The sequence below is a fragment of the Bacteroidales bacterium genome (assembly GCA_021648725.1).
GTDB lineage: Bacteria > Bacteroidota > Bacteroidia > Bacteroidales > JAADGE01 > JAADGE01.
In genome coordinates this window covers 53,188-76,927 of sequence record JAKISF010000012.1, presented here as the reverse complement: position 1 = coordinate 76,927, position 23,740 = coordinate 53,188, and the positions used below count along the sequence as shown (strand labels likewise).

Here is a 23,740-nt window from a genome sequence, read left to right as displayed (position 1 = left end):
TTTTAATTTTACTCTATAATAACCTTTTGTCTGTAAATAATGTCAGAACTTGAAATCTTTATTAAGTATAATCCTTTCGGATATGAATTAACATTTAATTGAAAATAATTACTTTCCGAAATTGATTTAAAAACACTTTTTCCCGTAACATCAATCAATTCAATTAAATATATACCGTTAAAACTATTCTCAACAGTCAATAAATCATTAACAGGATTAGGATATAATTTAAAGGTACTATTTGTTTGCTCCACATTAACGGTCGTACAAGTTGTTTCTGTTCCGGTTGACCATAACCCGAAACTGTTTACAAATGTTTTAAAATAATAATTTGTACCGTTAGTTAAGCCTGTTATGGTTTGCGGAGAAACAGTTCCGTTATAAACAACTTTCCCTCCGCCCGGGAAATCAGGATTTGCAACATCTGTATAATCTGTTGAATTTGCAACATAAGTTCCGGCAGGTGTTCCGGTTATTGAAGCATCATTAACTACAATAATAACTTCATCATAACATGAAGAATTTGACCATGAAATCTCACTTTGTGCCTGTCCGCAAGTTACATTTAGGTTGGCTGCGTCAACAGGAGTACAAAAAATATCAAACAAAGCACTGTTTAACGAAAAAGTTCCCGAAGTTGCGGTTAATTGTAAACCGGTTCCGGTTTCTGTATGAATAATATTGCTGAAATCAGCACTCCCTAAAGTCCATGTTCCGCTTACAGGATCATTACTCATTGTTCCGGTTGAACTTATTGTAATTGCCGTATTAAAATCAACATCTGTATTTCCGTTTATATCAACGGCTTTTACCTTCACGGTCGGATTCATTGCAACATTAACTAAAGTATTTCCCGGTTCTTGCGAAAAAACTAATTCGGTTGCTCCTACGTCTACGGTAAAGTCATTAGATAATATATCGCTTCCTCCGTTAATAACAGTTGAGAAAGTAGAAAATTGACCGTCAGCAACAAACCCGTGATTATTTGCATCAATCATAAAAGACAAAACAGTTCCGTCAATAATATTTGAGGTATTCAAATATAAAGACATTGTAATAGTTTTTAAGCTGCCGTCATTTATAACAACAGGAGCTGTTTGTATGTTAATGTAGGTATCTGTAATTGACAATGATGAAATACTTATATTTGCACCGTCATTCAATAATACCGATTGGATACAGTCTGTCCAGTCAGCCGTATTTGAGCTTCCCGGATAAATTCTCATATTTAAAACTTCCGTTTGCAAAGCATCACTAGTTCCGCTATCCTGAATATTAAAAGAGAAAACATCAACAGCTTCAATTTCCGTATCTAAAAGAGAGGATATTGTTGAGGCGGCAATTTGAGAAGTCGGAGCTGAAACTTCCGAGTCACTGTCATTTGTTGACAATAGAGAACCTGTTAATAAAACATCATCAACCTGCCATAATGTACTTGTCCCGGCTCCTGTTCCGGAAGAAGTATAAACAAATGCGAAATAAACTGAAGTTCCGTTAACAGCACTTACATCAACATCTCCTGAAACTGTCCATGCCTGTGAATCTTCAAGCGGAAAACTATAAGGAATTTCTGTCCATGAGGCTAACTGAGGATCTCCGGAACCGGAATAATCTGCTGAATATTTCAATCTTACCTCAGGGTCCGTAATCCCGCCGTCTGTATATCGTGTGTATGTAGTGAAAGTCAAAAGTTCACTGCCGTAAATATCCAAATTAACCGCAGGAGAAATAAGCCAATCATTACAAGCAACATCACTATTATAAGCATTTACATAAACAAAACCGCCTACATCACAAGACCAATCATTTAAGCCGGACACAGAGTAAGTTGTCCAACCGGTCGGAAGGCAAGTCGCAAAGTTTTCATTTATAATTTCAGAAGAACCTACAAGAGTATTACCTATAGCTGATTCAACAGTATTTGTTTTATAGTTAATATTACTTCCTGAATTTGTATAAGGGTATATTTCAAAAAAATATGTTGTTGAAGGCGTTAAGCCGGTAAATGTAACTGTTTCCGTACCATAAGCTATATTTTTCACAAATTGTGCATCAGCTTCCGGAGTTCCGTCAACCGGTGGTGTTATTCCTCCTGTACTTGCTTTTATCAAATATGCTTCCGGCAGTTGTCCTCCTGTTGCATCTGTCCATGTTAAACTAATTGTATTTGAAGTTTCATTACTTACAATAAAGTTTGTAACACTATTAGTCGGTTCGGCCAGCAAAGGAGAGGAACTTGCAGTAATACCGCTTGAATATTCATTCGCCGCATTTACAGACCATATTTTATAGTAATAAACCTGATTTATTAAGCCTGTATGACTGAATGAAGTTGCATTTCCGACAAACAAAACCTCTCCGCCTCCGGAAATTGTATTTCCTGCGGTATAAGTTCCTGTCGGAGTCCCGAAAGTATTTGTTGTATTAAACGCAAGAACAATATTATCATTTGCAGCATTTAATATCCAGGCTAAATTAATTTGAGTTTCAGAAAAAGCAACTGCTGTAAAGTTATCCGGATTTTGAACACCGCAGTTATTGTTCCAAATACACTCAACCCACTCAGGATGGTCTATAAACGGATTTCGGTTTCCTTGAATCCCGTACACAGCATCATTCCTATCAATTTCTTTTTGGCTTACCGGATCTTGTGTATGCCATTGCAACATAATATTTAAGTACCAGGTATTATAGACGGGGAAAGAAGTTCCGTCAAGAACATCACTTGTCCACCCCGTAATAACATTTTCATAACAAGTTGCCATATAAAAATAAGTTCGAGCTAAGTCGCCTTTAAATTCATCAATCGGTTCAAATACTGTTCCTGAATACCCAGCGGCCGTACAAACTCCTTTTTTAGAGCCGTTTTGAGAGATATAGCCTTCTCCGTTATTAGGTCCGTAAGGTAAATTACTTCGTATTCCGTTAACATATCCGTCTGTCGGATACAAATGAAATAAGTCAGAATACATAGGAGTAGCAGAAGCAAACCAACTTTTCGGAAAAGAGTGTTCTCTGTTATAACAAGAGCTTTCTCCCGTATAAGTGCCGCACTGATCTGTAACGAATGTAAAGTTATACGGATCTGTAGCAACAGGTTTTTCCGAATACATATCTAATACTGTTCCGTCGTTTTCATAATAAATATCTACATCTGTAGATTGAAAAGCTGTCCATAACTCTGTATAAGTTGGTACACCGGGGTTTTTTATGATATTATACAACTGGGTTTTAAGTGCAGCTCCTGTTCCGGTTGCCGTATCGTAATAACCTGTTGGTATTTGAGCAAAACTTGTAAAAAATATTAAATTTAAAAGTACAATCAGTTTTGTTTTTCGCATCATAATATTCATTGTATGTATAATTTAATATACGGTTTTTAAATAATTTGTTATGTAACTTTCGGAAAATTTGCAATAGAAAAAGCCCCTTAAACTTGAGGCTTCTTCTGTTATAACTTGAAATTAACTATTCTAATATCAGTTTTTTGTTTACAATATTTTTATTTGATTTAATTTCAACAAAATAAATTCCTTTTGCAAATGAACTTAAATCTAATTCTGTCGTTCCGATATTATTGTCAGAAACAAAAATTGTTCTGCCAGTTTCATCTTTTACTTTTATATCGAACTCTGAATTAGAGTTTTGTTGCACGGTAAACTTACCGTTCGAAGGATTCGGATAAATCAATATTTGATTTTCAAAAATATCAGAAACAGAACTTGTACTTTTTACATTCAAGTTAAATATATCTGAAACTTCGGCTCCGAAAATATCGGTTGCAGTAAGTCTTATATCCAAAGATTGAATATTTTCAGGGATTCCTGTGAATTGCTTCAAATCTTGATCATAAGTCAACCAAGCAGGAAGTTCTTCTCCTGATGCTAAACTTACCGTTATTGTCAGTACATCTTCAAAATCATTATCAATAAACGTGTTTTCGGGCAACTCAAATGTATAATATTCATTTACTACAGTTTCTTGATCAGGAACTTCAATATTTACAATCGGCTTTGTATTCAATCCGAAATGTACATAAAATCTGTCATGATTTGTTTCCGCAGCTTGCGAGAAAATATACTTAGATTTATTTAACAAATTAGTATTTGTTGATAAAAGCCTGTCTTCTAACCATATATGCATATTTACAAATGTATTCTCCGTAAAATTAAACGTATATTCATCTGATTCTCCGATATAAAGTCCTAACGGAACAACTTTATGCGACGTTATTTTAGAAAGAGTATTTAACGCATAATAGTGACTGTTACTTTCATTTCGGCTATATATCATAGGTTTTGACTTATCTAATGAAAATAACTTATAGGCATCAAACAATGCATCATGTTCATCGGTTGCATCATTTACATATCTTATTACTGTTTCATCTTTAAAACCGTCCTTTACTACTTCTAAACGCAATATATCAGATGCCGTTTCTTTTGTTTTTTTCCAAAAGGCTTGTGCATTATGTGTACGTGCAGCATCAGGTATTATTACTGTTCCGTTATTTACAATTGCTTTAACCACAAATGCCTGATTAGCAGGAATAAATTGTGAGCCTCCGTTTACGGTAATACCTTGATTGTACAAAGTTCCGCCTCCGAAATATTTATAATTGGCTGCAGCACCGTCATAGTAATAAACAACATTTTCGGTGTTAGCTAATGCAAACTGATTCCAATCAACAGCAGCAGTATAAGGATTACCTATTAAATTCCAGCCTTCAAAATCTTCCCAGGCAGCCGTAACTCCGTTTAAACCTACCGAACCTGTACCGTTATCTGTACAGGATAATGTAAACACTTTATTATTATTAATTGCATCATAATACAAAGTTCCGCCCGTCATATTATAAATATTAAACGTATTGTCGTAACTGATATAACCTTTATTTATACTTAAATTTGCTGTACCCTCCGGTGTCCATCCTGTTGTTCCGTATATTGTTACAGCATCCCAGTAATCTGCCGGTGCTTCATTGTAATAATAGAAGTTCGGATTTCCGGTGTTAAATAAACTTGTGGGAACAAGGCTTAAAGGACTAAAAACATAAGACCATACAGAAGCAGGAACATATCTTTCACATGTTGCTTGAATATTCTCATTATTTTGTATTAATGAAGCTGTGCCGGTTGCATCAGATTTTAATACTAATCCCGGTGTTCCGGGTGTGTTAGTTAAAATTCCGGTAACCGTGAAATATTTTCCGGCATTCATTTGAACTGCTCCGGCATCAATTTGCAGGTCAACCATTGTCAAATTAGTAGCTAATGCCGCTGTTTCACCTGTTCTGTTCATATTAAATAAATTCAACTCTTGCGGTACAGCAAAACTAAAATCATAAGTAATTGTTCCTGTTCCGTTTACTATTAAATCAGATAATGAATTGCCTCTAAAAACACCGTTTGTTCCGGTAAACGGACCTGAAACAATAAAATTTAACGCATTTAAGTCAAGTATTCCTGCAGTTAAGCTTAAAGTTCCGGTTGAAATTCCCGCATCCGACAAACTAACTCCGCCTGCCGAAGAATTATTAATTGTTAAATTATAAAAATCTGCTTGTACATCTACAGTATTAATTGACTGAGCAACAGCACCGTTAAATTCAACAGTTGAATTACCGGGAAGGAAGCCGCCTGAAGTATTCTCAAACCAATCTCCGTAAACTTTCAATATTCCGTCAGCAGCTGTTGTTCCGTCATCACAATCAAGAACTCCGGCAGGACCGCCTATGATAACATCTCCGTGAACTTCAAGAATTGCTGTTGCATCTCCTTCAAGTCTTATTGAGTGAGTTAAAGCTGTTCCGCTTATATTCAAATCATTACAAGCTACAGTTTGTCCCGGAAGAATTACAATATCATTGAAGCAATCATCCGATACAAACTCTACATTAGTACCTGCAGAAGGAACTTTTAAATTAAGCCAATTTGTACAATCATCCCAATCTGTACTTGTTTCCCCTGTCCATTTGGCAATCGTACTTGTACCGGTTCCCGTAATAGTAATAACATCAGGTAAAGTTCCTCCGTTTTGATAACTTGTACTGTCTAAATATCCTGTCCATTTCTGTTCATCATTAAAACGACTTATCCAATCTCTTTGTGTTGTTGCCGTTGTTAAACTGTCGTATCTTACTTTATCCTCATTCAGCACACCTACCAGGTTTGTAACAGAACAAGCACTACTGGGGAATATTGTTGATCCTTTTGTATCATCATAACCCGGAGCAGGCTCCCATCCTATTGCTGTCCAGCCGTATAAAACTTTTCCGGTATAATCGGCATTATGAGCTCCTGTCGGATTAATCCAGGATCCGCCTTGCATCATCCAAATTTGATCATTTACATTCAAGTCAAACACATTATTCCCCGCACCTCCGTCTGTTATTGTCCAATTGGCATCATCATTTGTTAATGTGCCGAAAGGTGTTCCGCTTCCTATAAATACACTCCAGTTAGCCGCTGCATTCCTTCCTCTTACAGTAATAACAGTACCTGCAGGAACATCAGGACCTGTTCGTGTTAAACGTATAGTTCCTTCCGAATCTGCCCATTTTCCTGCATATAATCTTTCATACCCGTTATCCGTAAAATCTATTGCTGTTTCCGTGGTAATATCTTTAAAACACACAAATTGTATCTCATCATCAGACAATGTACCGTCATAATCTATATAATGTGTATTGATTCCGACAATTGCTAAATCTCCGTAATCAAAGAAAGTTGCCGTTGTTGCCGTACAACTGACTTCAACACCGGAAGACCAATCTGTTCCGCTTCTGACAAAAACTTTAAAGAAATACGTTATTCCGTTAGTTAAACCCGTAACAATCTGAGGCGAAACCGATCCGTTGTAAACAACAACACTTCCGTCAGAAAGAGTCGGATTTAAAACATCTGTATAATCTAATGAGTTTGCAGTATATGTCCCTGCCGGAACACCTGTTACTGAAACAGTATTTACTGTAATAATAACTTCATCAATACAAGCTGCTGAAGGATTTGTCCATGCAATTAAACTTTCACCGTTTCCGCAAGTGGAAGTTAAATCAGCAACATTACTGACTTCTGCTGTTTGTATAATTTCACTTCCGGCTGACCAAGATGAGTTTTTGTATGTAAACGCTTTAAAATGGTATGATGTTCCCGCCGTTAATCCGGTTATACTTACACTTGTTCCTACATTATTATACACATAAACCGCACCGCTTGCATTACCGCAATAAACACTTGCAAGAGAAAAATCCGTATTCGGCGAAGTTAATGTAATACCGTCACAAGTAGGATTGTCAGGAGTTGCAGCAGGAAGTACGGCTATTATAATACCGTCATAGTTTCCTGTAGGTAATGTCCAAGAAAGATTAGCTGTTGTTAATGTTGTACAATCGACTTGGAAATTTGTAACATCATTAGGAAGTGTTGTTTCAAGGCCTGCTTCCGGAGTACCTGAAGTTAAATAATCTTCATTTCCCGGTTGACAACCGTATTCAAAAATTTCAAAATAATAAGTTGTTCCCGGAGTTAAGTTTGTAACTGTAAATGAACTTCCGCTTCCGTTATAAACAACATAATTACCGACACCTAATTGAGTTCCCGAACCGAATGATGAATTTGCCGTATATGTATTAAGATCTGTCGGAACCCAATCAACATTCAATGCTTCTTTTGCAACAACAATTCTGGATATACCGTTACCTGAAGTCCAATTTAAGGTCATTGAAGTTGCTGTTATTGTTGAAAATGTTAATGCCGAAGCATGAACCGTAGGCTCCTCGCAAGTACAAACCATTGTGTGAGAACCGAGAAAAGAAACATCATCAACAGCATATGAATCCCATTCTGTAACATCATAAGTCGTTGTTCCTGAAAAAACAGCAGCTTTTCTCACTAACGTTACACTGGCACCCGGTTCTGTAGTACTTCCGATAATCCCGACAACATCAATATTTGCTGCAAGAGAAACTTTATATAAAGCCATGGCATCATCCCCGTTAAAAATACAGGCTGCGTTTACGGTAAATGTTCCTCCATAAGTTGTTGCTCCGGAATTACCATATACTATAACATCTCCTGCTAATAATATTCCGGAAAGTGCAACATCTTCAAGCGGGGTTGTTGCTCCGTTCGGATATCTTCTTAGTCTGTAATCTGATAAATCAACATCAGCTCCGGTATCGTTAAATATTTCAATATAATTATCCGTTCCTTCAACATACTCAGAAATTATCAAGTCAGAAGCACAATTTAAAGGAACTGCCGTAATATCAAACAAATTACTGAGAGTACTGAACGCACCCGAAGATGCTGTTAAAGTCCTTCCTGTTTGAATTACTGTATGAACTAAACTTGAAAATGTAGCGACACCGCTTGCCCATGTTCCTGCAACAGGAGAACCTGTAAGTGAGCCGGTTGAAGTTACAGAAATTGCCGTATTGTAATCAACATCAACATTTCCGTTGATATCAACAGCTGATACCGTAGGATTAGGTGACATTGCAACATTTACAACCGTATTTGTAGGTTGTTGTGTAAAACTTAATCCGGTTGCCGTTACAGTAATCGTTATTTGGTTAGAAACCGGAGAACTTGTACCGACAGTAAAAGTCGAAGCAAAAGTTGATCCTCCTGCATCGGCAGTGAAACCGTGTGCCGTTCCGTCAACCATAAATTCAAGAATCTGATTATCAGTTATACCTGTTGTATTCAAATATGTAAATAAAGATACAGTTGCAGAACCGCCGTCGGCAACAATTAAGTTACCTGCGGTAATAGGTATTACAATTGAGCCTGCCGTAATAACAGGAGCTCCGGTAGTAACAAAAGAAGTTCCGCCGTCAAGCGATATTTTAGCATTTTGCAATACTACCGACCAATCAGCTGTATTGTTTGTACCGGGTACAATCGTAATTTGAGTAACATCTGTTGGCAGACCGTCTGCTGTTCCTGCATCAAAAATATCAAATTCAAAAACATTAATTGCCTCGGGGTCTGTATCAATGGTAGAAGCAATTGTTCCGGGATTCGGTTGTGATGCTAAAATTTTACCGTCAACATAAGAGTCGGCATCATTGCCTGCTCCGCCACATGTCCACGTAACATTATCAATTGTTATTCGAGCAGAATTTGCACTTTCCATTCTGATTATTACATTTCCCGTCACATTAACACCCGATATTGTTGTAGTTGTAGGGGTTGTAGTGTAAGGTACTGTTCCCACTAAGGAACCGTTTACCAGCACATCAAGATTCCCGTCAGGATCAGAAAAAGGTAAATCAGTTGTAATTGTAATATCTCCGACTCCTCCGGCAATTGTTCCTGAAGTTACATATCCGGTACGTAAAGTAATAGCTGTTCCGCTGCCGATTGTTTGATCTGTTCGAGAGTCGGTTGCTGACCATGTGCTTCCATCATCTCCGGTCCAAGATCTGCTTAAATAAGAAGATGAGCCTGCTGTTAAATTAGCAAAGGTTTCCGTTCCGCAAGGGCCGACAAAAGCAATTATTGTTTGTGCTCCGCCGGCTGTTGTTGAACCTGATTTTGTTCCGCTTGTAAATGTTAAGTCAGTCGTTGCAACTGCATTTACATTTATTGTATTTCCGACTGTTGCGGCTACATCAATATCAGTAGTAATCCAGAAAAAAGCATCTCCTACAGCTAAAGCTTGCGACAATCCGGTAAATGAATGTGTGCCGACTCCGAGAGTTAATAAAATATCTGCTCCTATTTGAGTTGCGGCTGCTAAATCATTAACAGTATGATACCAAAGTTGAAATTTAGTAATATCAGTTGCAATATAAGTTCCTGCAGAAGTAAAATCTACCTGTGAAAGTGTGGTCGTATTATTCGCAACTGTCAGTTTAAATGTGTGCAAATTATGTTTTGCAGTATTTTGAGAAACATTTGCTGCGGCAACTTGTGTTCCGTTATCAGCTAATGTTACGGCAGGAAGGGCAGTTACTTCACCGTCATTTGAAACGGTAACATTCGAAGCTGTTCCGTTATCAGAACATGTTACAAGTTCGCCATTGTATAAACCTACTGCCAAGCCGGCTTTAAGTCTGACATAAATTGTGGTAGCATTTAATGTAGGTGCTGTATAAGAAACAACTACACTCGGTGTGAATGTTGTGTTATCAGTTGATACTTCATAATTTGTGGGTGCCGTAACTGTAACTTGAGTTCCGTCTAAGTTTGCTCCGGACAAACTGAAGTTTTGTGAAGCTGAGGGACCGGAACCTACAATATATGAATATCCTGTTAAAGTTGCAGGAGTAACGGATAAAGTCGGTTGTAAAACCTCGCCGTCATTTGAGACCGTAACATTCGAAGCTGTTCCGTCATCTGAACATGTTACAAGCTCGCCGTTGTATAAACCTACTGCCAAGCCGGCTTTAAGGCGAACGTAAATTGTTGTAGCACCTAATGTCGGAGCTGTATAAGCAATAACTACACTCGGTGTGAATGTTATGTTATCAGTTGATACTTCATAATTTGTAGGAGCTGTTACGGTAACTTGCGTGCCGTCTAAGTCAGTTCCGGACAAACTGAAGTTTTGTGAAGCTGAGGGACCGGAACCAAAAATATAAGAATAACCTGTTAATGTAGATGGTGTAACAGATAATGTCGGGATTGCTCCGCAATCCATAGTATGTGCACCTAAAGTACCCGGGTCGCCACCTCCATATGCTGTAATAATCCAATCACCGGATGCATAAGTTGTTGTCGGAGCTGTAATATTTGAATTCCGAATGTACTGCTGATCTGCATACCAAGCAGTGCTATTTCCTATAGTCCCAAAAACATCAATATTTGTTGAAGTTTTTCTTAAAGCAATAACATCATCTCCGTTTGGAGCAAAACTTCCTGATACTTGGTCTGCTGTAATTGATACATTGGCATTAGCCAGAACCCAGACATCGCCATCTGCTATTGATGCGGCATCAGTTAAGTCAATAGTAGAAGTCGGTGCTGTTGCCCCGTTAGCATAAACTACTAAATCATAATCGATTAAACTTACAGAACTTCCTGTAAAATTTGCTATTTCAACATATTTATCAGCACCGTTCTCGTTAACTTGTGATATTATCAAATCAGAAGCACACCCCGCAGCCCCGGATGTCACATTTCCGCTGACAGCAACATTAATTGTTGATGCGGTTCCGTTATCGACAAGGGATACATTACCGCTGTATGAGTTTACGGCAAGCCCTGAAATAAGACGTACATAAACTGTTGTAGCACTTAAAGTCGGTGCTGTATAAGGAATGGTTACACTTGCACTGAAAGGTCCTCCTGATGTTAATGACACTTCAAAATTAGTCGGTGCCGTAACTGTAACTTGCGAACCGTCTAATAAACTTCCCGAAACATCAAATGTTTGTTCGGCAGAGGGTCCTGCTCCTGTAACATAATCTAATCCGGTTATTGATGAAGGTGTTGCTGAAAGTGCAGGTCCTGCTGTTCCGAGAAGCCAAATTGTAGCATTCGTAATTAAACGGCCGTTGTCCATATCAAATATAGCTCCGTAAGTAGAGCCTATGGGTTGTATCCATCCGGGATATGTCGTTCCGCCGTTAGGTGTATCATCTTCTGCCGCAGAACTGTCTCCCAAACCTACAACTCTTCCGCTTCCGTATGTAGCATAAGCACACATGACACCGGCAGTACCGGGATTTGCAGCCCCTGTTTCATAAGCGACCGCTATTACAGAAGGATTGTTTGTCGTATTTATGTCTAAAGTAGCTCCTCCGTGAAACTCTACTCCGTCAACATCACCGGCTACACCGTGTAATAACGGATCGCCCGGTAAATTTGCAATGTTGGTACTTATTGTTTCCGTTATATCTGAAGCTGTATTGAATTGCATGCCGAAAGGGTCTCCTGCCATTAAATCGTTCCAAACCTCATCAGCTGACCATCCATCCCCGTCTCTGTCGGCAATATTATGGTCAGCAATCATAAAGAGACCTCCTCCGTTTTGAACAAAAGTAAGTATAGCTGTTTTTTCCGCTGCCGTAAAAGGATTATTAGGTTCACAGGCTACAAAAATATCATAGTTTGATAAATCTTGTGTATTCCCGGCATCACCGTAAGTAATACTTCCGGAACTCGGTAAAGTTTCAATAGTATAACCTCGTTTAGCCATTTCTATTCCCCACATTGACAGGGCACCTGACCAGTATGTATCAACATCACCGGTTGGAGTCGGGAACGAATTTCCTGTAATCCCGGATTGTGCAGGAAACGGAATCGGAGCGTCTGCATCCGGAATCCAGTCGGCATTACCTGCTTGTTCGCTTTTTGTATTATCAAATAATATTTTTTGGGTAAATCCTACAGTTGTTAATAAAAACAACAACGAAAAAATAAAAATCTTCTTCATGTTTTACTTATTTATGTATTTTGTATTAGTTATTTCAGTAATATTCAATTACTACATAATACTTTATATTTATATAGATTAAGAATAAACAGAAAAGGTTGCAATTTCTGTAAATATTTTTTTTATATTTTCTTCTGAATTTATTGTCAGAATTATTAAATATGTATTGTTTTATATTCAAAAAGGTATTATTCGAAATAAAAACGGAGATGAAAGGAGGCTATTAAATTATAAAATTTCTCCCCACCATTCACATTGAAAAGAAATATATTTAACTTTGCAAAAGAATTGTATCATAATGAATTATGTTTTATTAAACTTTATTTCCTATATACGGGAAATACTGTTTTTAGGTTTCAAATATATAGTTTTTTTAAATAAAAAGCAAAAAATCAACTTTTGTCAGCTATTATCTTACTGTTATTTTTTAACAATTTTCTTTATTACAGTTTTATTATTTGTTTTTATTTCAATAAAATAAACACCCGACGGATATTTACTTAAATCAATTTTAGAATTGTTTGAATTGATTGTTTTATTAAACAGTTCTTGACCGTTAACATTTGATATTTTAATATTACCTTTTAAATTATTGTTCTTAATAAAAATATTAATAACATCATTAGTAGGGTTAGGATATACAAAAACAGATTGCTCATTTAAAACGGAAACCGAAACAAGGCTTTTTACATTTAAAGAAAAAATATCAGAAACTTCCGCCCCGAATATATCTTTTGCCGTAAGTTTAATTTCTAAAGTCTGAACTTCGTCGGGTATTCCCGAAAAATTCATTAGTTCGGAATTAAATTCTAACCAAACAGGCAATTCTTCGCCTGACGACAGGCTTGCTGTTATTGTTAAAACATCTTCAAAATCGTTGTCAATAAAAACATTTTCGGGCAAATTATATATATAGTCTTCATGAACCTCAGTTTCTTGATCAGGTATTTTAATATTAACAACAGGTTTATTATTTATATCAAAATGCAAAAAGAAGCGATTTTCATAATTTTCAACAGATTGAGAAAAATGATAGGCTTTATGCTCATAAATACGAGTTTTTGTGTTAAGAACAACATCTTCTAACCAAACGTGAGTATTTTCAAAATTAAATTCAGTTGTATGCAATGCATATATTCCGTTTTTACCTATGTGCATTTTTAAAGGAACAATTTTATTTTCGTGAATTTCAGGAATACTGTTTATTGCAAAAGAATGAGAACCCGGCAAATCTTCGGTATATAATTGCGGATTTGTTTTATTAATTGCAAATAATTTATGTGCATCATAATCTGCATCAAAGCCTTCCGAAACATTTGACTCGGGAATTAAAGTACGAATAACTGTTTCATCGGTATAACCTTCATTCTCAATTTGTATTCTTATCAAATTATTATTTTTATTTTGTGTTTTCCAGAAAGCCTGTAAACTATGTGCTCGAGCATTATTCGGGATTGCTAAGTTTTGTGTGTTACCGTTGCTTAAAGATTTCACAAAAACAGCTTGCCCCGCAGGAATAAAACTTGAACCTCCTCCGACTGTAATACCTTGCGAAAAAGTTGTTCCGCTTCCGTAATACAGGTATTTATCTACCGAATCATCATAATAATATATTACATTTTCAATATATGTTTTATCTATACCGGCATTATCCCAATCTATTGCAGAAGGATAAGGATTTCCGAGCAAGTTCCATCCTTCAAAGTCGTCCCAATCTGCTGTTACTCCGTTTGTATTAATATTTCCTGTTCCGCTGTCATTATATGAAAGAGTAAAATCTTTTTGCCCTGCAAATAAACTTCCGCCCGTATAATTATATGTCAGATTAGCTGTATGATAAAGAATATAACCTTTATCAACGGCAAAATCAACAGCAGTTGTCCACCCGCTTGTTCCGTATATAGTTGTTGCATCCCAATAATCAGCTTGTGTTTCGTCATAAAAATAAAAGTTCGGATTTATGTTTCCTGTTCCGTCAATTTGATTTACTTGCGTTAAAGGAACAGCTGAAAGCGGAGAAAAAACATAATGCCAATTGTAACCGGATAAATAACGTTCAACAGTTGCATTTACAACAGCAGTATTATGAATTAAAGAAGCTGTTCCGTTAATATCTGACTTAATAATAAGCCCTGTTGTTCCTACTGAGTTATTTAACAATCCGAAAACATCGTATTGGTTCGGGGAATTTAATGTAACAGAACCTGCCGAAATTGTCATATCTGAATTTACGGATAGGTTCGTCATAAGATTTGCATTTGTTGCCGCACGGTTCATAGTAAAATTATTCAGATTGAAATCTGTTTCAAAATAAATATCTCCTAAAGTACCTGCACCGATAATCGTAAAATCTGAAGCTATATCACCTATAAATAAGCCTGAAGTATTTGTATAATTCCCTTGTAATGTAATATTGTTTCCGTTTAAATCATGTTCGCCCAAAATGTGGGTTAGTTCTCCTTCAACAGTAACATCAGAATTTTGCTGAATTCCTGTTGTTGAAGTATTGTTTACCAATAAATTATAGAAACTTTCTTCAAATGTTCCGTCGGTAGAAATTGTTTGTAAACCGGTACCTAATAAATGTATTGTGCTATGCCCTTGCAAGAATGAACTTAAATTTCCTTGATTTGTCCAGTTTCCTGACAGATACATTTGTCCGTCATCAGCCACGGTGCCGTCATCCATATCCAACACACCTGTGCCGTCAATTAATAAATTTCCGTTAACTTCTATTTTATTATCCACACTAGCTTCAAGTGTTAAACTTTGGTTAGATATTGTTAAATCGTTGCATTCTGCAATTCCGCCATATTCTATTGCTTTTGGCGTTGAAGCGTCAATAATCGCATTGCTTACGGCAGCTGTTCCGAATAAAACATCTGTTGTTGCATCAGGAACGGTTAAGTTTTGCCAATTTGCACAATCAAACCATTCAACACCGCCGGCACCTGTCCAAACCCCGGAAACAAAACCGCCGGGATTAATTGTTATTGTAATTCCTGTTTGCCTGTATTCATAATTAGGGTGAGTCCCGTCAGAATATGTATCATATTTAGAATCAGTGTCAAAACCTGTCCAGTTTGCAACATCATTTACACGAGCAATCCAGCCGTATTTTGAAGTTGCTGTTGTATCTCCGGTATATCTTACTTTGCTTCTTTCAGTTGCTGTTGCATTATTTCCGGTTTCATCTAATAAACCGGCACTTACATCTGTATTAAAGCAATCTGAGAATGGGTATAGGTTTGAAAATGAAGTGGAACTTGCAGCATCACCTCCCGGCCAACCTGTTGCAGTCCAACCGTAAAGAACATTACCGGTATAATCATCATCTTGATTTGTAGGATCTGTGCTTGTATCATTTTCTATCCAATCTCCGTTTTGCATAATCCATAAATCATCAGATGCATTCATATTATAACCTGAGCCGTCTGTCGGATTTAATTCAGAAATTGTCCACTTAGGAGTTCCAAGCAATTCATCTACTCCTCCGACAAATATATCAAAGTCGGTTTCATTATAACCGGCAGCATCATTCATCACAACAGTTACACTGGTTCCTGCAGGTAAGATACCGGCACCTCCTGCTCTTGAAAGTCTGATTACTCCTTCTGTGCCTCCCCACTTACCCGGAAAATCTCTTTCCCAACCGTTATCGGTAAAATCAATGGCAGTTCCTTCTTTTAAATCTTTAAAACAAATGAATGTAAATTCTTCTCCTGAAATAATTTGATTGTCTGTATTTACAGCTAATACCATTAAATCTCCGGGTTCTAAAACCGTTATATCGAGTATATCAAAATTTGTACTTGTTGCATCAGTAAGACTTACAGTTGATGCCGTCATTGTATAATTTGTACCTATTGCTGTATGTATTATACCTGAAAATGTTGCTAACCCGGAAACTGCTGTAACAGTAATAGGGTCTCCTGTCATAGTTCCTGTTGAAGTCAATGTAATATTTGCATTAAAATCTAAGTCTCTGTTTCCGTTTGCGTCTGTTGCTTCGACAGTTACATCCGGTGTCATTGCAATACCGACACCTACACTTGTAGGTTGCTGAACAAACAATAACTTGGTAGTTACAATCTCAAAAACGTTCATACTGTTTGTTGATTGAGTCCCCGTAAATGAGCTAAATCCTGAACCTGAAGCATCGGCAGTTATATTTGTGCTTAATATATTAAACACAAAATCATCTCCGTCCAAGTTATTACCTAAGTTATTAGGGTTCAACTGAAGAGAAAGTCTTAATGTAAGCGTAAGATTTCCGTTATCAGGCACCGTAACCAACGGAGCACCGGAAAATGTAAGTGTTGTATTTCCTATAACAGCAGAAGCGATATGTGTTGTTCCGTCGAACAAATCACATGCTAAAATTGCATCATCCCAATCGTTCATAGAATTACCTGCATTTTGCGTTATAACAATCTGATTTACAATTGTTGCGAATTCATCAGCATCAGCCAAGCCTCCTCCGTCTCTAATCGTAAATTGCCAAACTTGTATTCCCTGCACGGAAGTTAAGGGTCCGGGGGTGTTTTCATTAGACGGTACCGTAGCAGATTCACTGGCTGCAACCGGTATAACATCAGAATCTGCACTTTTAGGAGCAGAAATAATAAATGTTCCGGAATTAATATCCGGTAATGTTCCCGATGAAGCAGTTAATATCAAACCTACTCCTGCTTGACTATGTACTATATTTGAGAATGTTGCTAAGCCGTTTGAGAGCAATCCTATAATAGGAGAAACAGTAGTAATTCCCGTGGAAACCACAGTAATATTATCAGCATGGTCTAAATCTCTGTTTCCGTTTGCATCAATTGCTTCAATAGTGACATCGGGCACCATTGCAATATTAACATTGGCATCGGAAGGTTGCTGAATTATATTAAGAGCAGTAGCAATAACCTCAACGACATTAAGACCGTCTCCCGAAGTTTCAGATTCACCGTCGGCTAGAGTGCTGCTTGTTCCTTCAAAAGTAAATCCTGAAGCTAAAATATCAAATACAAAATCTTTTCCGTCGATGGTAGCAGGAAGAGTTCCGCCAAGTGCGGAATTAAGCCAAATTTTAAGTGTGTATGTTTTGCTTCCGTTATCTGCTATATAACCAAAATCACCTGCACTTGAAAATGCCAAAGGAGAAAAGGTTAATTTTGTTGATGATATTGTTGCCGCAACGATTGTTGTACCGTCAGAAAGTTCCGCCCCTGCTATGGCTTGTGTCCAATCTGCTAATTCTACGGCATTACCGATACCCTGCACAATTTCGAGTTGCGAAAACATTGTGGGTTCTGTATCGGCAGACGGGGTTAATCCGTCATCGTTAAATACAAACTCAAAATTTAAAACAGCTTCAATTTGTGTATCGGTTAAAGAAGATATTGTAGCCGGAGCAGCTGTGCCGGCAGTAATTGTGGAAGTTCCCGGTGTTCCCCAGACTAAATTTGCAAAGTTCGGATTATCAATATAAGGATTTCGGTTGCCTTGTACAAGATAGATATCGTCATTTCTGTTTTTTTCTTTTTGAGAAACAGGATCTTGAATGTGCCAACTGAGCAACATATCTATAAACCATTGTTCAAAAGACGGCCATTGTGTTCCGTTAAGAGCGGCATCACCTCGCGGGCTGTTAAGTTCCCATCCGGCTATAATATCGTCATAACGTGTTGCCATATAAAACATATTTCGTGCTAAATCACCTTTATATTCATCAACAGGTTCATAAACAGTTCCGGTATAAGTACCGTAAGTATTCGGACCGACCATTGCCCCGTTTGTAAAAGTAATTGATGGTGCTGTAACTTTACCGTAAGGGTAATTCACACGTTCTCTGTTACAATACGCATCTGCAGGGATTATTGCAAAAATATCAGTGTACATTGTATCTCCTACGCCGTCTGTGTAACCCCACCAACTTTTAGGAAATGTATGTTCTCTTTCATAAGTATCTCCTTCAACAACTGTAACAGTTGTTCGGGTTTGATCTATACCGAATTGGTATTCATAAGCAGGTGTCCCGCAAGCTTGATCTGAATACATATCCCAAACTTTGTGACTGTTTGGTTTATCATCTGTTGTGTAAAAGTTAGTCCATAAATCACCGTAGGTTATAACCGTATGCCCGTTAATAATATTATGAAGTTGAGTTTTTAATGTTGCTCCGGTTCCCGTGGCTGTGCTATAGTATGTTCCGGGTAAATTTGATGCAACATTTGTTTCGTCAACTACAATGTTTTTAGTTGTTGCCCCGGTAGAAGTATGTGTAAAGTTACCCGTAAAAATACCGTAACTGTTTGGATTAAACCTTGTATAAATTGTTGTTTCCGCAACTGTTCCTCCGGATTGTGTCAATGTAAGAGAATTTGCATAACCGGAAGTGCAAAATGTAGATACTTCATATCCGGCAGGAGCTGTGATTACAATATCAGCACTTAAATTTGCACCTCTTACAGTATATTGCACCGGCTCAGAATTAAAAGTTCCTGTATAAACATTATCAAAATTAAAAGTTGTTTGCGAAACAGCAACTAACGGACTTCCGCTTGTTGTACCACTGATTTTAACATTGTCAAACATTCCGTAATCGGAACCTGTATCCATATAACCGATCAGTACAATGTAAACACTATTAACAACATCCGGTACATTATATGTTATAGTTCTCCATTCTTGGGTATTTTGATCTAACCGGATTTGCCCTTGTCCTACTCCGTCTTCAAAAATTTCATATTTTAAATAGTCACCTATTTCAAATCCGAATGTATAGTAGTCAAATGAAATTTGTGCTCCTATTACGGTACTTACATCTACAGAAGCAAATGTAAGAGTATGGTCAAAAGTTCCGCCACCGCTTGCATTATCTAAATCTTGCATACCCCACATCGCACTATTACTTGAAGGATTAACAGAGTTTAATGATGATACTATGTCCCAAATATCTCCGGACACATTATAAGCAACCGGAGATTCTGAATAATTCCAGTTATCGGCACCTCCTTCAAAATCTTGATACACTATTGTTTGAGAAAATACAATATTATATACACCTAATAATAAGAAAATTAATGACAGCTGTTGTAAAAATTTGTTTAAATTACCCATACATCCAATTATTTTAATAAGAAAAAAGTAGGTAAAAATAGTAATAATAATTATAATATCACTAATAATATGATATGTTTTTCGGCAAAAAAGTTGCATCAACATTAAATTTCTTTTCATAAGAAACTAATTATGTGATTATTACCGATTTAAAGAAGCAGGCTGTTTTATATCTTCCTTATTTTTAACAAGATATGCCGTTTATTATTCTGTAACAAGGTACATTTTGTACAATGAGATACATAAGTAAACTCATATTGTTTTGAAATGTCAAACCCTGGAGTTTGGATAATGAAGGTGTTTGAACATTCTAAAGTACCTTCTGTTGTGTAGCGACTAATTATAAATTCATTTTTTTTGCTTGTTGCTTTGATATTAAACCAGGCACTCTCTCCTACTCCTTCAAGGAATTTGCTGTTTGCAGGTATATTATCCGGAGGAGTAATCATTTTTTTCTGTTTAAGCAATATAATGCTTTGGAAGTATTTACCGGAAGTTGAATGTTTTGAATATCCTGTTTTTCTGTTTCATCTATGCTTTTTATGATATACGGAAGCATAAAATTTTTTAACTGGTCTTTATATGTTAATTTGTGTTTTGCAACATTTTTATTTACAACTTTATAATAAATATCGGAAGATGCAAAAACATTTGCTTTTGTAAGAGGTGTCAACAATAACGAAGTTGATAATCTGAATCTAATTTTTCTTGCGGGGTTTGATTTTTTTGCAATTGACGTAATAAACCGAGAACAGTTTGTACCTTTTTTTTCATACGGTCCGTAAGGGACTGCGTCTTTGTTTTGAATTGATTTTGCATACTTAAAAGCAGAATTAAAATCTACATTTTCCAATATTGAAGCGTATAAAGGTCCTTCTCCGTGACAAGCATTATTATTATTTAATTCTGTTAAAATTTTATCAATGTTCAAAATTTCATTTTTATCAGACAATAGAAGTTCTGTTTTAATTTTAAGTAAAGGGTCTGTTTCTTTATTTCTTGCTCTGCCATATTCTTTGGGCATATGGTAACGTCCGAAATCGAAGTAATGAAGTTCTTTTGTTGAATGATTAACTAAAACTGCTGCTGCATGTCCTGCTTTGTAATATCCGTTTTTTAAGAAGCCGAACAATTCAGTAACGGCATCATACCACATACCGATAGCTTTAGCGGGAGTTTGGGGCCATGCCATTATTATTACTGAATCTGTCTGCATTTTTATTGTTTATGTTTTTTGTAACTGTTTGAGCAATTTCTAAGAAATTGTTAAAGAAAGTATCAATATCATTATTTTCAATATCGGCATTTGCAGCAACAAACCTTATAATCAATTGATTATTAATATAACCGTAATTTACCATAGACTTTCCGCTTTTACGAAGATCTTCTCTGATTTTTAAGTTAAGGGCATTTAAATCATACTCTTTACCGGGATTATACCTGAAACATACGGTTAATGTTTGCACTTCTGCATATAATTCAAAATTTTTATGCTCAATTATTTTTATTTTCAGATATTCAACCGATTTGAATAAGTTATTAATTCGTTTTTCATAACCAGAATCTCCGAAATATTTCCAAGCAAGCCAAAGTTTTAAACTGTCGTTTCTTCTGCCGCATTGAATTGAACTTTCGCCTAAATCACAATTATCTTCTTCGTTTTCATGAAAAATATAGTCAGTTTTGAGCTTTGTTAAATTATTTTTGAGAACATTATTTTCGTTAAAAAGAATTACTGACGAAGCTAAAGGTACGTTCATTAATTTATGCTGATCCCAGGCAAATGAATCAGCAAATTGGGCATTTTTAAATAAGTGTTTTTTGCTTTTACTTAAAAGAATTGAACCTCCGAATGAACCGTCAATATGAAACCGGCAATTATATTTTTTTGAAATTTCATTTATTTTTCCGAAATCATCAAATGCTCCGAGCATGGTAGTGCCGGCTGTTGCTGCAATAAAAAACGGTAAATCTCCCTTTTGTAATGATTTAATAATCTCTTTTTCCAACTCTTGCGGAATCATTTTTCCGTTTTCGTCAGATTTAATTTTAATAAGATTGTTTGAACCTATTCCGAGAAGATTTGCTGCTGTTCCGAAAGAATAATGTGCTTGATCCGAAACAAATGCAGTTAATATTTTTGCATTATACATTCCTTTTGTCTTTCCATCTTGAAATATTTTATTTCTGGCAGAAAACATTGCAATAAGGTTTGCGTTGCTTCCTCCGGTAACAAAAATTCCGGAGCCGTTTTTAAACCCTACAATATTGCACATCTTATTGATAAGTTCTTTTTCGATTAATGTAGCAACAGGAGCAACTTCAAAAGTGTACATTGAAGTGTTTGTTAATGCTGTAATTATTTCTCCTATAAAACCGGGAATATTAAAGCCTGAATAAAGTTGATTAAAAAATTGTTTGTCGCCCGTTTTGACACTGTATTTCAGATAGTTATTAACTTCATCTAAAAGTTCTTTATCTGAAATACCGGCTTTCTTAATTTTAAAAGAAAGTTCTTTTTTTAATTCGGAAGGGGTTCTGTATTCAATTATTGCTTTATTATTTTTTTTAAAGTTATCATCTATATAATTAATAATAATATCAAATAATTTTTCTAATGTTTCTTTATAATTTACCGACATTTTGTTATATAGTTTTCAACACTTTTATTATTTCACTTACAGGCATTCGTTTTGTGTAATTTTCATTAAAATAACCACCTTTTATTGTTCCGTCTTTATCTATAATGTATGTTGCAGGCACCGGCAATGCTCTGTCAGAATTATTATTTGCTTTATTTAAATTTTTTCCGCTTAATTTATAGAAAAAATTAGCAAATTTACTGACATGCCATGTAACTTTATAATCATCCATTATTTTGTGCTCTTCATCATAAATAATGCTGAATGTTGCTTTTGATTTTTCAATAGTTATGTCAATGTATTCATTACTTTCAGGTGTAATTGCAACAACATTAGCTCCCATATCTGTGACAAAAGACAATGAATCTGCAAGATCGTGCATATACAAATTACAATATTTACACCACTCTCCTCTGTAAAATAAAAGAACAACAGGTCCTTCTTTTAACTTTTCTCTCAGAACAAAAGTGTTGTTATCATGATCAATTGCTTTTATTTCAGGGGCTTTTGAGCCAGTTTTCAGTTGTTCTTGTGATGTTACTTTATTATTTGTAAAAATTAATAACGCAACAATATACAAAATATTTTTTAAATATTTATTGATTATACTGTTTAGCATTTTAAATTGATTTTAAATTAGAAAACGGGAATATGAAATAAGGATTTAATGTCATTGCCGGACTCCCAAGGAACTCTAAAAAACTCGGGAGTCAACAGCAATGAACGAAGTATGAACAAATCTACTAATTATTATTTGTCATTAATTACTTACAAATATAATATGTTTTATAACAATGTTCTGTAACTAATGTCACAAAAACGAAAAATAATTAAAAATATTTTTGGGATAGTATAAAAATGTGGCAGAATCCTAAAATACAAAAAAGACAGAGATGGGTTCAACACTCTAAATCAGTGTTTTACAATTCAGGGTAAGTGCTGAAATAAATTAGTATAAAAGTTCAATATTTCCTTTGCCTTGAATAATTTGTTTGTTATTTTCTAGTTTTTTTAATATCCTGCTTACAACTTCTCTTGCAGTTCCGAGTTCTGTTGCAATTACTTTATGCGTAATATTAATCTTTTTTAAGCCGGAAACTTTTGATTTTTCCTGTAGATATTCATATAATCTTTTATCAAGTTTCTCAAACAAAACTTGGTTTAAGGTGTTAATAAGGTCTGAATATCTGTCATCATACAAATTATAAAACAATGAATTAAATGCCGGACTGGTTTTTACCCACTTCTTTACCTTATCAACCGGGAACATCATTAAAACAGTATCGGTACCGGTTACGGCAAATATACGGCTCGGACTGTTATGCAAAACGGCAGACATTGACATTATACAACTCTCTTGCGATTTGATATAATAAAGCAAAAATTCTTTATCTTCATATTGGCTGTAAACTTTAACAACACCGTCCAGCACAACCGGCAGCATCTTTAAATATTGACCGTGCCTGATAACTTCTACTGCTTCGGGAATTTCTTTTACAATTCCGGAAGAGAGCATTTCCTTTAGCATTTTTTTTTCAAATTGAGGAAATTTCTGTTTTAGTAATTTCAAGTTTATTTCAATCATAGAGTTTTTTTTA

The 23,740-nt window shown here is 35.9% G+C and carries 8 protein-coding genes; all 8 read right to left on the bottom strand.

What is annotated here, in order from left to right:
• Positions 1-8 precede the first annotated feature (8 nt).
• The 8 genes from L3J35_06510 to L3J35_06475 all read right to left on the bottom strand — a co-directional run bounded on the left by L3J35_06510 (position 9) and on the right by L3J35_06475 (position 23,727).
• Positions 9-3,344, bottom strand: coding sequence for an endonuclease (locus L3J35_06510; GenBank protein MCF6365841.1), 3,336 nt, complete (start codon positions 3,342-3,344; stop codon positions 9-11).
• Positions 3,345-3,468: 124 nt separating this feature from the next.
• Complete coding sequence (locus L3J35_06505) at positions 3,469-12,387, bottom strand: lamin tail domain-containing protein (GenBank protein MCF6365840.1); 8,919 nt, start codon at positions 12,385-12,387, stop codon at positions 3,469-3,471.
• 420 nt (positions 12,388-12,807) lie between these two features.
• Positions 12,808-19,500, bottom strand: coding sequence for an endonuclease (locus L3J35_06500; GenBank protein MCF6365839.1), 6,693 nt, complete (start codon positions 19,498-19,500; stop codon positions 12,808-12,810).
• A gap of 167 nt (positions 19,501-19,667) precedes the next feature.
• Positions 19,668-19,949 (bottom strand): hypothetical protein, encoded by a 282-nt coding sequence (locus tag L3J35_06495; protein MCF6365838.1) that lies wholly within the window; start codon positions 19,947-19,949, stop codon positions 19,668-19,670.
• Entirely contained in the window at positions 19,946-20,716 is a 771-nt protein-coding gene (locus L3J35_06490) for a hypothetical protein (GenBank protein MCF6365837.1), read from the bottom strand. The genes L3J35_06495 and L3J35_06490 overlap by 4 nt, the downstream gene beginning before the upstream one ends.
• Complete coding sequence (locus L3J35_06485) at positions 20,667-22,142, bottom strand: pyridoxal-dependent decarboxylase (GenBank protein ID MCF6365836.1); 1,476 nt, start codon at positions 22,140-22,142, stop codon at positions 20,667-20,669. Before L3J35_06485 ends, L3J35_06490 begins: the two co-directional genes overlap by 50 nt.
• A 4-nt stretch (positions 22,143-22,146) precedes the next feature.
• Positions 22,147-22,761 (bottom strand): AhpC/TSA family protein, encoded by a 615-nt coding sequence (locus L3J35_06480; protein MCF6365835.1) that lies wholly within the window; start codon positions 22,759-22,761, stop codon positions 22,147-22,149.
• Between the two features lie 330 nt (positions 22,762-23,091).
• Positions 23,092-23,727, bottom strand: a complete 636-nt coding sequence (locus L3J35_06475) for a Crp/Fnr family transcriptional regulator (GenBank protein ID MCF6365834.1) — start codon at positions 23,725-23,727, stop codon at positions 23,092-23,094.
• Between the last annotated feature and the right edge of the window lie 13 nt (positions 23,728-23,740).